We start from the raw sequence: 13405 nt of genomic DNA, 5'->3' as shown, positions 1-13405 counted from the left end.
CAAGAACTGCGAAAAGTCGGACATGGCGACCCTGGCGAACCCAGGTCCTATGCTGTCAATTAGGTAGCTGTAGATTGTGGAGACGCGTTAAATGGCGCAGAACGAATCGGTTGATGTGGTACTGGTAGGCGCGGGCATCATGAGTGCCACCCTGGCCGTACTGCTCAAGGAGCTCGACCCGACCCTAAAGCTTGAGGTCGTGGAGGCGATGGACTCCGGAGCCGCGGAAAGCTCCAACCCCTGGAACAACGCAGGCACCGGGCACGCCGGCCTGTGCGAGCTTAACTACACGCCCCAGGCCGCCGATGGCAGCATCGACATCAAGAAGGCCGTGCACATCAACACCCAGTTCGAGGTTTCGCGCCAGTTCTGGGCCTACTTGAGCAAGAAGGGCAACTTCGGCTCGGCACGTGCCTTCATCAACCCTGTCCCGCACCTGAGCTACGTCGAGGGTGATAAGGGTGTTTCCTTCCTCAAGAAGCGCTATGAGTTGCTCAAGCAGCACCATGCCTTCGCGGAAATGGAATACACCGAAGACAAAGCCGTGATGAAGGACTGGATGCCGCTGATGATGCCAGGCCGCCCAGCCGACCAGCACATCGCCGCCACCCGCGTACTGAAGGGTACCGACGTCAACTTCGGCGCCCTGACCAACAAGCTGCTGAAGCTGCTGGGCGACTCGCAGGATGCCCACGTCAAGTACAGCAAGAAGGTCGTCGGCCTGCGCCGTAATGGCAAGGGCTGGACCGTGAGCATCAAGGACGTCAACAGCGGTGGCAGCCGTGAAGTGGACGCCAGCTTCGTCTTCCTCGGCGCAGGTGGCGCGGCCCTGCCGTTGCTGCAGCTGTCGGGCATTCCGGAAAGCAAAGGCTTCGGCGGCTTCCCGGTCAGCGGCCAGTGGCTGCGTTGCGACAACCCGGAAATCGTCAAGCAGCACCAGGCCAAGGTCTACAGCCAGGCCGCAGTCGGCGCTCCGCCGATGTCGGTACCGCACCTGGATACCCGCGTGGTCGATGGCAAGAAATCGCTGCTGTTCGGCCCATATGCCGGGTTCACCACCAAGTTCCTCAAGCACGGTTCGCTGATGGACCTGCCGCTGTCGGTGCGCATGGGCAACATCGGCCCGATGCTGGCAGTGGCCCGTGACAACATGGACCTGACCAAGTACCTGGTCAGCGAAGTGATGCAGTCGATGGAGCAGCGCCTGGAAGCCCTGCGTCGCTTCTATCCTCAGGCCAAGGCCGAAGACTGGCGCCTGGAAGTGGCTGGTCAGCGCGTGCAGATCATCAAGAAAGACCCGAAGAAAGGCGGTGTGCTGCAGTTCGGTACCGAGCTTGTCTCGGCGCAGGACGGCAGCCTGGCTGCACTGCTCGGCGCATCGCCGGGTGCCTCGGTAACCGTGTCGATCATGCTGGAACTGATCGAGCGCTGCTTCCCCGAGCAGGCCAAGGGCGCCTGGGCTGCCAAGCTCAAGGAGATCTTCCCGGCTCGCGAGAAGACTCTGGCGACCGATGCTGCCCTGTACCACAAGATCAGTGCCGACAACGATGTGGCGCTGGACCTGGTGGAAAGCAGCCCGGCGGCCAAGCATTACGCCTGATTCGACCGGTAGCGAAAAACGCCCCTCGGGGCGTTTTTTTGTGCCTGGTTGCTCATTGACCTGTGCCGGCCTCTTCGCGGGCATGCCCGCTCCCACAGGTTTTGGCGTCGCCCTCAGGCTCTGCACCATCCCTGTGGGAGCGGGCGTGCCCGCGAAAGGGCCGTCACAGGTTAAAAATCAGCCACGGGCCTTGGCGATGATCTCGATGTACTCCGCCGCATTGCGCTGGTCGGCAATCTGCTCGACAAAGGTCTTGCCGTGCTCGTCCTTGCCATCCAGGTCCAGCCCAGCGTCGACGAAGAAGCCGACAAAACGCTCGAAATCGTCGATGCGCAGGCCGCGGTAGGCCTTGACCAGCTTGTGCAGCGACGGCGAAGTCACGCCATCGGCCGGTTCGAACTGAAGGAACGTCTTGATGTAGTCGTCGCTGATCTCGTCACCGATTACCTGTTTCTTGTCTTTACGCATTGCCGACTCCAACTGGACCATCACGAAATTTCGAAGGCCGGCAGTGTACCCCCCGCAGGCCGGGCGCCTCAACGCGTACGTACGGTACCGGTGTGCAGGTCGGCCCAGACGTGTCCGTTACCGTACGTTAGAAACTGCACATACAGCGTCTCGTTGCGCAGCAGGTCCATGATCACGCGGTAGTCGCTGAGCGGGTAATTCAGGCTCAGGGTGCGGGTCTTGTCGTCGTACACGGGTTTCTTCAGGCTCTTGGCCGCTTCACCGTCAAAGGTCAGCAGCACCTGGGCGATGGTGGCGCCCTTGCTCAGCGGCTTGCCCTTGAGGCGCACCTGCAACGACGAAGTGATCGGGATCGGCTGCTGGTCGGACTGGCGCTGGGTACCCACTACCACCGAGTAGTCGGTCACTTGCAGCAATTGCTGGCCGGTCGGCGCTTCCTGGCGCAGGGACTGGTCGTCAGGTGGCAGGAACTGGCTGTGCAGCGGTGCGGCGGCGAGTGGCAGGCTGACCGCCAGCAGGAGGGGAAGAAACGCACGCATGTGAGGCTCCTTGAATGAAGGAGCACTCTAGCATGTAGTGCCTGGGGCGTATGACCCTATCGCCCTGTAGGAGCCGGTGCAGGCAACATCAATCGAACTGCGCGCGCATCCAGGCCTGGTACTCGGCCACGCCTTCTTCACCTTCGCGCGGCGCCCAGTGCGCATGTTCGCCTTCACCCACTGGCCGATACGGCCCGGCCTTGCACTCGAACAGGATGCTGTCCGGCTCCAGCACCACCAGCCCATGGTAAATACCTGGAGCCAGATCCACACCCAGGCAGTCGCCGCCCGCCTGCAGCACTCGCTTGTCGGTCACCGCCCCTTGCTCATCGAAGAGCAACAGGCCGAAGCGCCCCTTGAGCGCAATCAGCGTTTCAGCCTTGTCGGCGCTCAGGTGGCGATGCGGCGGGATATAGGTGCTCGGTTGCAGCCCGACCGCCATGCGATGGCAGGGGTCCTCCATCTCATGGAAGGTGTGATGCTGCCGCCCGCGCGGGTTGGCGGCAGCCTGTGCAGCCAGCCCGGCGAACAGCGATTGGTCGATGAACGCAGGCTGGCGCATGATCACAACCCCTTGACGGCGAAGATGCCGTTGGCGTTGCGCCAGTAGCCTTTGTAGTCCATGCCGTAACCGAAAATGTAGCGGTCGACACAGGGTAGGCCCACGTAGTTGGCCTTGAGATCCGGGCTGGCCTTGCGGTCATGGTCCTTGTCGATCAGTACCGCCGTGTGCACCGAGCGCGCACCGGCATGCTTGCAGAACTCGATGATGGCGCTGAGAGTGTGGCCTTCATCGAGAATGTCGTCGACGATCAATACGTCACGGTCGATGAACGACACTTCGGGCTTGGCCTTCCAGAACAGCTCGCCGCCGCTGGTCTGGTTGCGGTAGCGGGTGGCGTGCAGGTAGCTGGCTTCCAGCGGGAACTGCAGGTGGGTCAGCAGTTTGCCGGAGAAGATCAGGCCGCCGTTCATCACGCAGAACACCACCGGGTTCTTGTCGTGCAGGTCCTTGCAGATCTGCTCGCCGACTTTGGCGATGGCCGCTTCGACTTCGGCTTCGGTGTACAGGCAGTCAGCTTCACGCATGACTTGACGGATATGCTCGAGATCGGCGGACATGGCGCTCTCCGGGGGGTGCATTTTGGAAAAGCGGGCAAAGGTACGCATCCGCTCGTCACAGATCAAGCATTTATGGACTAACGTCCAGAATGACCAGACGACAGCACAGGCTGAATAGATTAATCTAGCGCGGTTTTTTTGCCCGCCTTTCGGAGCCCCCCTATGCCCACTCGTGAGATCCGCCATCCGCTGATCCGCCACAAGCTCGGCCTGATGCGCCGTGCCGATATCAGCACCAAGAATTTTCGCGAACTTGCCCAGGAAGTCGGCGCGCTCCTGACCTACGAAGCCACCCAGGACCTGCCGCTCGAAACCTACGAGATCGATGGCTGGTGCGGTAAGGTACAAGTTGAAAAAATCGCCGGCAAGAAGATTACCGTGGTACCGATCCTGCGTGCCGGCATCGGCATGCTCGACGGCGTGCTCAGCCTGATCCCGGGTGCCAAGGTCAGCGCCGTCGGCGTTGCCCGCAACGAGGAAACCCTCGAAGCCCACACCTACCTGGAAAAGCTCGCTCCCGACATCAACCAGCGCCTGGCCCTGATCATCGACCCGATGCTGGCCACCGGCGGTTCGATGGTCGCCACCATCGACCTGCTGAAGAAAGCCGGCTGCAAAGAGATCCGCGCCATGGTCCTGGTCGCCGCGCCAGAAGGCATCGAAGTGGTGGAAAAAGCCCACCCGGATGTGCAGATCTACACCGCCTCGATCGACCAGCGCCTGAACGAACACGGCTACATCGTGCCGGGCCTGGGCGATGCAGGTGACAAGATCTTCGGCACCAAGCAAAAGGACGCCTGACCATGCAGGACGGCTTCAACGACCCGCTCTGGCGCCAGGTCGTTTCAGGCGCGCAGATGCTCTTCGTGGCATTCGGCGCACTGGTGCTGATGCCACTGATCACTGGCCTTGATCCGAACGTCGCGCTGTTCACCGCCGGTATCGGCACCCTGCTGTTCCAGCTGGTCACCGGCCGCCAGGTACCCGTGTTCCTGGCCTCGAGCTTTGCCTTCATCACCCCGATCATCCTCGCCAAGGGCCAGTTCGGCCTGGCCGAGACCATGGGCGGCGTGATGGCCGCAGGTTTCGTGTACACCTTCATGGGCCTGATGGTGAAAATCAAAGGCACCGGTTTCATCGACCGCATGCTGCCACCGGTGGTGATCGGCCCGGTGATCATCTCCATCGGCCTGGCCATGGCGCCGATCGCCGCCAACATGGCGATGGGCAAGGCCGGTGACGGCAGCGTGCTGCTGCCCTACAAGACCGCCATGATGATCTCGATGCCGGCCCTGCTGACAACGCTGATCGTCGCCGTATTCGGCAAGGGCATCTTCCGTCTGGTGCCGATCATTGCCGGCGTGCTGGTAGGCTTTGCCCTGTCGTTCGCCTTTGGCGTGGTCGACACTGCCAGGATCGCCGCCGCACCGTGGCTGGAGCTGCCCAACTTCACCGCGCCAGCGTTCAACTGGCAGGCCATCCTGTTCATCGTCCCGGTTGCCCTGGCACCGGCGATCGAGCACATCGGCGGGGTGATCGCAGTCGGCAGCGTGACCGGCCGCGACTACCTGAAGAAGCCCGGCCTGCACCGCACCCTGCTGGGTGACGGCCTGGCCACCACCGCAGCCGGCCTGTTCGGCGGCCCGCCCAACACCACCTATGCCGAAGTGACTGGCGCGGTGATGCTGACCAAGAACTACAACCCGAAGATCATGACCTGGGCGGCGGTGTTCGCCATCACCCTGGCCTTCATCGGTAAGTTCGGCGCCCTGCTGCAAAGCATCCCGGTACCGGTGATGGGTGGCATCCTGTGCCTGCTGTTCGGCTCGATCGCGGCGGTGGGCATGAATACCATGATCCGCCACAAGATCGACCTGGCCGAAGCACGCAACCTGGTGATCGTGTCGGTGACCCTGGTGTTCGGTATAGGCGGCGTGCTGATCGGCAGCGGTGACGGCCCGGATGACTGGGGCCTGAAAGGCATCGCCCTGTGCGCCATCGTGGCTATCGCCCTGAACCTGATCTTGCCGGGCAATGATGGGTGGAAGCACAAGAAGCTGGATGATCAGTTGCCTTGATCCGGCTTTAGCCTGATCTGGCCCTATCGCCGGCAAGCCAGCTCCCAAAGGTATCCCACAGGTTTGGAGAACTGTGAGCATCCTGTGGGAGCTGGCTTGCCGGCGATAGGGCCGGTACAGGCAACCTGGAAGTCAGGCTTTTTCGCACAACCCCGCCAGCGCTTTCACCCACTCCGGGTGTTCATTCAGGCACGGCACCAGCACCAGCTCCCGCCCACCGGCCTCGACGAACTGCTCGCTGCCGCGCATGCCGATCTCCTCCAGCGTCTCGATGCAATCGGCAACGAACGCGGGGCACATCACCAACAAGCGCTTCACCCCAGCCTTGGCCAGTTCATCCAGCCGGGTTTCGGTGTAAGGCTCGATCCACTTGTCGCGCCCGAGCCGCGACTGGAACGATACCGACCACTTGCCGTCCGGTATGCCCAGCTTCTGCGCAAAAGCCTTGGCCGTGGCCAGACACTGCCCGCGATAACACACCGCACGCACCTCGGCACTGGCACCTTCGCAACAATCCGCCGCGCGCAGGTCATGCTTGCCGGCCGGGTAGAGCTTCTTCAGGTGCCGCTCCGGCAAACCATGGAAGCTCAGCAACAGGTGGTCGTAATCCTGCTCCAGATAAGGCCTGGCGCTAGCCGCCAGTGCCTCGATGTAGTCCGGGTGCTCGTAGAACGGCTGCAGCACGCGCAGTTGCAACGGCAACTGGCGTTCACTGACCGTCTGCCTGGCCAGCTCCACCACAGTGGTCACCGTGCTGTCGGCGAACTGTGGGTAAAGCGGTGCCAGGGTCACCTTGCGCACCCCCTGTGCGACCAGACGCTCCAGCACCTCGGGCAAGGCCGGCTGGCCATAGCGCATGGCAATCTCCACCGGGCCATGGGGCCAGTGCTCGACCATTGCCGCCTGCAGGCGACGGGTCAGCACCACAAGCGGCGAGCCCTCCTCCCACCAGATCGAGCCATAGGCGTGGGCCGATTGCTCAGGGCGCTTGATCAGGATCAGCGACACCAGCAGGCGCCGCACCGGCCAAGGCAGGTCGATCACGTACGGGTCCATGAGGAACTGGTTGAGGTAGCGGCGCACATCAGCCACCGAGGTGGAGGCCGGGGAACCCAGGTTGACCAGCAGCAGGGCGTGATCGGTCATGCAGCATCCTATGTCAGAGGCGGCTGGACAGGTTGTCCAGGGCCGATTGCAAATCGTTGAAGCGGAAGTTGAAGCCTGCCGCCAGCAAGCGTACCGGGCGGGCGCGCTGGCCGCCGAGCAGCAGGGTCGACAGTTCACCCAGCCCGGCCCTGAGCAGCAGTGCCGGCACTGGCAGCAACGCCGGCCGGTGCAAGGTGCGGCCCAGGCGCCTGGCAAACTCGCGGTTGCGCACCGGCTCCGGGGCGCAGGCATTATAAGGACCGCTGGCATCCTTGTGCTGCAAGAGAAAATCAATCAGGGCGACCTGGTCTTCTATATGGACCCAAGGCATCCACTGCCGCCCGTCGCCCAAAGGCCCGCCCAGCCCCAGTTTGAAGGGCAGCCGCAGGCGCGACAAAAAGCCGCCGTCACTGGCCAGCACCAAGCCGGTACGCACCAGCACCACGCGAATGCCCTGGGCCTGGGAACGCAGCGCCGTCTCTTCCCAGGCGATGCACAGCTGGCTGGCAAAATCTTCGCGCACCGGCGGTGAAGCCTCGGTCAGCTCGCGTTCGCCACCGTCTCCGTACCAGCCCACCGCAGAGCCGGAGATCAGCACTTCCGGGCGCTGTTCGCGGCTACCCAGCCAGGCCAGCAGCTGCTCGGTGAGGGTGACGCGGCTGGCCCACAGCAGGTTGCGCCGGGCCGCCGTCCAAGGCCGATCGGCAATCGGCGCGCCGGCCAGGTTGATCACTGCGTCCAGGTGATCATCCGCCTCCAGTTCCTCAAGGCGGGCAATGCCACGCACGCCGGCCCCACAGATTTTCGGCACCTGCTCGGGTCGCCGGCTCCATACCGTCAGGCGATGACCCTGGCCGAGCCAGTACTGGCACAGGTGCTTGCCGATCAACCCGGTGCCGCCTGTCAGCAATATATGCATGGCTGTGTCCTCGCAGAATGCGGCGGTGGTCTATTTTTAACATCAAGGCACTTTTTTGACCCGACGCTCTCGGATAAACATAGGCCAACCTGCCTGCAACACGGAATAACCTTATACAACATTTGAGCATTGTACAGGTTTGCCTGACAGCGTAGTCTGCTTACAGCAAGGTTTGAAGAGGCCATCATGACAGTACCTATTGCCATCATCGGGGCCGGTATCGCCGGTCTGTCAGCCGCCCAGGCCTTGCAGAAGGCCGGGCAATCCGTGCATTTGTTCGACAAAGGCCACGGCAGTGGCGGGCGCATGGCCAGCAAGCGCAGCGAAGCTGGCGCGCTGGACCTCGGCGCCCAGTATTTCACCGCCCGTGACCGGCGCTTTGTCGAGCAGGTACAGCAGTGGGTTGCCGCTGGTTGGGCCGAGCAATGGAAGCCACAGCTGTACAATTACCGCGATGGTGAACTCAGCCCCTCCCCCGACGAGCAGACGCGCTGGGTGGGGGTGCCGCGCATGAGTGCAATCACCCGCGGCCTTCTCAAGGACGTGACGGTCAACTTCGGTTGCCGCATCGCCGAAGTGTTCCGCGGCAAGCAGTACTGGCACCTGCAGGACACCGAAGGCTGCAGCCACGGCCCCTACAGCCGCGTGGTGATCGCCGTGCCGGCACCGCAGGCCACGCCGCTGCTGGCCTCTACCCCGAAGCTCGCTGCGGTTGCCGCCGGCGTGCAGATGGAACCCACCTGGGCCGTCGCCCTGGCCTTCCAGACCCCGCTGGACACCCCGATGCAAGGCTGCTTCGTGCAGGACAACCCGCTCGACTGGCTGGCGCGCAACCGCAGCAAGCCTGGGCGCGACGAGCACCTCGACACCTGGGTACTGCACGCCACCCCGGACTGGAGCCGGCAACACATCGACCTGCCCAAGGAAGAAGTGATCGAACAGCTGTGGGGAGAGTTCGCCGAACTGGTTGGCTGCGTGGTGCCGGCCCCTACGTTTGCCTTGGCCCACCGCTGGCTGTATGCCCGCCCGAGCAGCAACCATGAATGGGGTGCGCTGGCCGATGCTGACCAGGGCTTGTACGCGTGCGGCGACTGGTGCCTGTCCGGCCGTGTCGAAGGCGCCTGGCTCAGCGGCCAGGAAGCAGCGCGTCGGCTGCTCGAACACCTCGAGTGATGTAGGGTTATACAAAAAAACTGGTTTGCATAACTTCCGGGCTGTGCTGGAATGAACCTGTACAAATTTTTGGTCTCGTACAGGTTTCTTGGAGACAGCCCATGCACGACCCATCCGCCCACAGCAAGCCGCGCATCGCCATCAGCGCCTGCCTGACCGGGCACAGCGTGCGCTATAACGGCGGCCACAAGGCCTCCGACCTGTGCCGTATGCAACTCGAGGAACATTTCGACTGGTTACCAGTGTGCCCGGAGGTGGCCATCGGCCTGGGCGTACCGCGCGACCCGATCCGCCTGGTCGGCAACCCCGACCGGCCGGAAGTGGTAGGTACCCGCAACCCCGGCATGGACCTGACCGGCCCTCTGCGCAGCTACGGCGAGCAAATGGCAGTCGAACTCGACGATATCTGCGGCTACATCTTCATGCAGAAATCGCCTTCCTGTGGCCTGGAACGGGTCAAGGTGTACCAGGAAAATGGCCACCCGGCCTTGCACGGTGGGCGGGGCGTATACGCCCAGGCGTTCTGCGCACGGCGCCCGGACCTGCCGGTGGAAGAAGAAGGCCGCCTGCACGACCCTGTGCTGCGCGAGAACTTCATCAGCCGCGTGTACGCCTACGCCGACTGGCAGCGCCTGCTGGCCGAAGGCCTGAGCCGTGGCGCCCTGGTACGGTTCCATTCGCGCTACAAGTACCTGCTGATGGCTAACAACCCGCAGGCCTACCGCAGCCTCGGGCGCATGCTCGGCAGCATGAGCAAGGACGATGACCCGCAAAGCTTCGGCCCGCGCTATTTCAGCCAGTTGATGCAAGCTCTGCGTCGCTGTGCCAGCCGCGGCACTCATTGCAACGTGCTGCAGCATCTGAGCGGCTACTTCAAAGATACCCTCACACAGCAGGACAAAGCCGAGCTGCAAGCCATCATCGGCCAGTACCAGCAGGGCGTTGTGCCTCTGATAGTGCCGTTGACCCTGCTCAAGCACCATTTGCGCAAGCACCCCGATCCGTATCTGCAGCAGCAGGCCTACCTGCAGCCGCATCCCGAGCGCCTGGGCTTGCGCAATGCCGTCTGAAATCCTGTTGCCCATCGGCGAACTGGCTCGCCGCACCGGCGTCAATCCCGTCACCCTGCGCGCCTGGGAGCGCCGCTACGGCCTGCTCAAGCCCCAGCGTACCGCCAAGGGCCATCGCCTGTATCCGCTGGAGCAGGTCGAACGCGTCGAGGCGATCCTGGCCTGGCTGCAACGCGGCGCCTCCGTCGGCCAGGTACGCGAGCTGCTCGACAAGCCGGCCAGCTCGCCACCGAAAGGCGACTGGCAAGCCCGGCAGCTCCAGCTGATCGAAGCCATCGCAACGCTGTCGCAGCGCGCCCTCGACCAGCAGCTCAACCAGGCCATGGCCCTGTATCCGGCCGTCACGCTGTGCGAACAATTGCTGTTGCCACTGCTCGATCTCCTCGACCTGCGCTGGCGCAACTATTTCAATGCACGGCTGGAGCAGGTGTTTTTCCACAGCTGGCTGCGCAGCAAGCTGGGCGCCCGGGTCTACCACGACAACCAGTTGCTGCAAGGCCCTGCCATCTTGCTGGCCGAAGATAGCGAACACACCTTCAGCCCCGATTTGTGGTTGTGCGCCTGGCTGTTCACCAGCAACGGCCTGCCGGTCGAAGTGCTGGAGCACACCATCACCGGCGCGCATCTGCAACGCGCCGTCACCATGCTCAAGCCGCGAGCCGTGCTGCTGCACCTGGGGCCACGCATCGATGACAAGGCGCTGCAACGTACCCTGTCCAACCTGCTCGTGCCGACCTTGGTCGGCGGACCGACGCTGGCACTGCATGAAGCCCGCCTGCGTGCCCTCAGGCTACCCAACCTTGCCCTGTTCGATACCCCACAGGCGGCATTGCGTTTGCTGCAAGCCCACGGCCGCCAGCCTGGAGAGATGATCGCACCATGCACCTGACCTGGCTGCGCAGCGACCTGCGCATCGATGACAACACCGCGCTCAGCGCCGCCAGCGAACGCGGCCCGACCCTCGCCCTGTGGCTGGTGAGCCCCGGGCAATGGCTGGCCCACGACGACGCCGCCTGCAAAGTCGACTTCTGGCTGCGAAACCTGCGCGACCTACGCCAGTCGCTGGAGCGACTGAACATCCCCCTGCTGATCCGCAAGATCGACACCTGGGACCAGGCGCCACAGGCCGTACTCGACGTCTGTCGCCAACATCAGGTGCAAAGCGTGCACTGGAACGAAGAGTACGGCATCAACGAGCAACGTCGCGACGACGCCACCCGCACGCTGCTGGAAAAGTCGTCCATCCAGGCCCACAGCCACCTCGACCAGCTGTTGTTCCGCCCTGGCACCATCCTTACCCGCAGCGGCGACTATTTCCAGGTGTTCAGCCAGTTCAAGAAGAACTGCCTGGAGCACCTGCACCGCAGCCTCCCCGCCTTGGCTCACCGGGTGAAACGTCAGGCACCGTTGCAGGTCAGCAGCGACCCGATCCCTCAGCATGTGGACGGCTTCGAAAAACCTGCGCAAGCACTGCGCGACCACTGGCCGGCCGGCGAAGCCGAAGCGCAGGCGCGGCTGACCCGTTTTCTCGACGATACCATCGACGACTACCAACAGCTGCGTGACTTGCCTGCCAAGCCCGGCACCAGCCAGCTCTCGGCCTACCTCGCCGCAGGCGTGATCTCGCCGCGCCAGTGCCTGCACGGTGCCCTGGCCAGCAACCGCGGCGAGTTCGACAGCGGCAGCAGCGGTGTGCAAACCTGGATCAACGAACTGCTCTGGCGTGAATTCTACAAACATATCCTGACTGGTTATCCACAGGTCTCGCGTCACCGCGCCTTCCGCGCCCAGACCGAAGCGCTGCCCTGGCGCGACGCACCGGACGACCTCGAAGCCTGGGAACAGGGCCGAACCGGCTTCCCGATCATCGACGCCGCCATGCGCCAAATGCTGGATACAGGGTGGATGCACAACCGCCTGCGCATGATCGTGGCCATGTTCCTCAGCAAGAACCTGTTGATCGACTGGCGCAAGGGCGAGCGGCATTTCATGCGCCACCTGATAGACGGCGACCTGGCCGCCAACAACGGCGGCTGGCAGTGGAGCGCATCCACAGGCACCGACGCAGTGCCCTACTTCCGCATCTTCAACCCGGTTTCACAGTCGCAGCGTTTCGACCCGCAGGGGCGTTTCATTCGGCACTGGCTACCGGAATTGCAGGGGCTGGATGAAAAAGCCATTCATTTCCCCATGAAGTCGGCCGATCTTTTTGCTAGATATTCCTACCACAGTCCAATTGTCGATCTCGACAGAAGTCGTCAGCGCGCACTGGAGGCATTCAAGAACCTCCCGCGCCGGCAGTATCAGAGGGCAGCATCTTGAACAACGCACGCAGTATCTGGGTGACGGGAGCAGGCAATGGACTAGGCCTGGCGTTAGTGGAAGAGTTGCTCGAGCAAGGACATCGGGTAGCTGCAAGCGCCAAACATGGCGAGGCACTGGATGCCTTGGCTGAGCGCTATGGCAGCCAGCTGCTGCGCGTGCCGTGGCAGCTGCACGAAGAGCATCAGGCGGCCCAGGCCGGCCAGCAGATATGCCATGCCTGGTGCGCACTGGACGGCTTGATCATCAATGCGGGTACCAGCGATTACCTGGCGGACGATGTGGCGGACAGCGAGTTGTTCGAGGCTATCGTCACTGACAACCAATTGGCCGGCGAGCATTGCCTGGCCAGTGCGCTGCCTTTGCTGGCGAAGGGTGACTCGCCGCAGGTGATGGCGGTATTCAACCGTTATTCGGCGCTGCAATTGCATGCACCGACGCAGGTGCCTGCAGGCTGGAACAACATGCCGCAATGGATGCGCGAGCAACGCCAGGCGTTGAAGGCGCAAGGGGTTGAGCTGACCGTGGTGGGACCGCAGTCGTTGAAAACACCTGTAACATCGGCGCACGCGATACCGGAGGCATGGACGCCGCAGAGTGCGGCAGAAGAGCTGCTGCGGCAGTGGCCGCAGAGGGAGCCCGAGCTTGTACTGGAAGCTCTGGATCTCAATGGCCTTTGGCCTTTGTCACACAAGTAATTGATGTGGTGGCCGTACCGGCCTTATCGCCGGCAAGCCGGCTCCCGCCTCGACCGCATCGGCTTGAAGTCATGCGCATAACCTGTAGGAGCAGCCTTGTGCTGCGAAGAGGACAGTAGGGCAGCAGATGTTCTTCTGCAGTAATGGCTTCTTCGCAGCACAAGGCTGCTCCTACAAGGTGGACTGCCCCCAAGAAGTTGGACAAAAAATCCAACCCTTGGGGGACCTATGGGCAAATACACAGAGCAATTCAAGCTCACAGCCATCTCA

Annotated in this window: 14 protein-coding genes; 8 read left to right on the top strand and 6 right to left on the bottom strand. The window is 62.9% G+C overall.

The window, feature by feature from the left end:
- Window positions 1-91 precede the first annotated feature (91 nt).
- Entirely contained in the window at window positions 92-1600 is a 1509-nt protein-coding gene (mqo, locus tag IRZ77_RS17435; protein ID WP_196173999.1) for a malate dehydrogenase (quinone), read from the top strand.
- A 177-nt stretch (window positions 1601-1777) separates the two neighbouring features.
- Here mqo and IRZ77_RS17430 read toward each other — a convergent pair whose 3' ends face one another.
- The 4 genes from IRZ77_RS17430 to IRZ77_RS17415 all read right to left on the bottom strand — a co-directional run bounded on the left by IRZ77_RS17430 (window position 1778) and on the right by IRZ77_RS17415 (window position 3729).
- On the bottom strand, window positions 1778-2068 hold the full coding sequence (locus IRZ77_RS17430; protein WP_085601918.1) for a PA4642 family protein: 291 nt from the start codon (window positions 2066-2068) through the stop codon (window positions 1778-1780).
- A gap of 68 nt (window positions 2069-2136) precedes the next feature.
- Complete coding sequence (locus tag IRZ77_RS17425; protein WP_025337696.1) at window positions 2137-2607, bottom strand: hypothetical protein; 471 nt, start codon at window positions 2605-2607, stop codon at window positions 2137-2139.
- 88 nt (window positions 2608-2695) lie between these two features.
- The gene (locus IRZ77_RS17420) at window positions 2696-3169 is read right to left on the bottom strand and encodes a WbuC family cupin fold metalloprotein (protein WP_046616024.1); all 474 of its coding nucleotides are present in this window, start codon (window positions 3167-3169) and stop codon (window positions 2696-2698) included.
- 2 nt (window positions 3170-3171) lie between these two features.
- Window positions 3172-3729, bottom strand: a complete 558-nt coding sequence (locus IRZ77_RS17415) for a hypoxanthine-guanine phosphoribosyltransferase (RefSeq protein WP_016501490.1) — start codon at window positions 3727-3729, stop codon at window positions 3172-3174.
- A 162-nt stretch (window positions 3730-3891) separates the two neighbouring features.
- On the opposite strand from IRZ77_RS17415, the gene upp reads away from it, so the two are divergent.
- Window positions 3892-4530, top strand: coding sequence for a uracil phosphoribosyltransferase (upp, locus tag IRZ77_RS17410; protein ID WP_011532223.1), 639 nt, complete (start codon window positions 3892-3894; stop codon window positions 4528-4530).
- 2 nt (window positions 4531-4532) lie between these two features.
- Window positions 4533-5807 carry a uracil-xanthine permease family protein gene (locus IRZ77_RS17405; protein WP_046616023.1) on the top strand — a complete coding sequence of 425 codons (1275 nt, stop codon included), beginning with the start codon at window positions 4533-4535 and terminating at the stop codon, window positions 5805-5807.
- A 132-nt stretch (window positions 5808-5939) separates the two neighbouring features.
- On the opposite strand, the gene hemH is transcribed toward IRZ77_RS17405, so the two are convergent.
- Together hemH and IRZ77_RS17395 are read right to left on the bottom strand one after the other, a co-directional pair.
- Window positions 5940-6953, bottom strand: a complete 1014-nt coding sequence (gene hemH, locus IRZ77_RS17400) for a ferrochelatase (RefSeq protein ID WP_046616022.1) — start codon at window positions 6951-6953, stop codon at window positions 5940-5942.
- A gap of 13 nt (window positions 6954-6966) precedes the next feature.
- A complete protein-coding gene (locus tag IRZ77_RS17395) occupies window positions 6967-7872 on the bottom strand; it encodes a TIGR01777 family oxidoreductase (protein ID WP_085601917.1) in 906 nt (301 codons plus the stop codon).
- 186 nt (window positions 7873-8058) lie between these two features.
- Between IRZ77_RS17395 and IRZ77_RS17390 the strand changes: the two genes are divergently transcribed.
- The 5 genes from IRZ77_RS17390 to IRZ77_RS17370 all read left to right on the top strand — a co-directional run bounded on the left by IRZ77_RS17390 (window position 8059) and on the right by IRZ77_RS17370 (window position 13135).
- Window positions 8059-9045, top strand: a complete 987-nt coding sequence (locus IRZ77_RS17390; protein WP_046616020.1) for an NAD(P)/FAD-dependent oxidoreductase — start codon at window positions 8059-8061, stop codon at window positions 9043-9045.
- Between the two features lie 101 nt (window positions 9046-9146).
- Window positions 9147-10115: a YbgA family protein gene (locus tag IRZ77_RS17385; RefSeq protein ID WP_085601916.1), complete on the top strand. Its 969-nt coding sequence runs from the start codon at window positions 9147-9149 to the stop codon at window positions 10113-10115.
- The gene (locus tag IRZ77_RS17380) at window positions 10105-11004 is read left to right on the top strand and encodes a MerR family transcriptional regulator (protein WP_046616018.1); all 900 of its coding nucleotides are present in this window, start codon (window positions 10105-10107) and stop codon (window positions 11002-11004) included. The genes IRZ77_RS17385 and IRZ77_RS17380 overlap by 11 nt, the downstream gene beginning before the upstream one ends.
- Window positions 10995-12437, top strand: coding sequence for a deoxyribodipyrimidine photo-lyase (gene phrB / locus IRZ77_RS17375; RefSeq protein WP_153670669.1), 1443 nt, complete (start codon window positions 10995-10997; stop codon window positions 12435-12437). The genes IRZ77_RS17380 and phrB overlap by 10 nt, the downstream gene beginning before the upstream one ends.
- Window positions 12434-13135 carry an SDR family oxidoreductase gene (locus IRZ77_RS17370; RefSeq protein ID WP_196173997.1) on the top strand — a complete coding sequence of 234 codons (702 nt, stop codon included), beginning with the start codon at window positions 12434-12436 and terminating at the stop codon, window positions 13133-13135. Before phrB ends, IRZ77_RS17370 begins: the two co-directional genes overlap by 4 nt.
- Window positions 13136-13405 lie beyond the last annotated feature (270 nt).

The organism is Pseudomonas pudica (assembly GCF_015680405.1).
Lineage (GTDB): Bacteria > Pseudomonadota > Gammaproteobacteria > Pseudomonadales > Pseudomonadaceae > Aquipseudomonas > Aquipseudomonas pudica.
The sequence above is the reverse complement of the archived record's forward strand: the minus strand, read 5'-3'. Positions and strand labels throughout refer to the sequence as shown.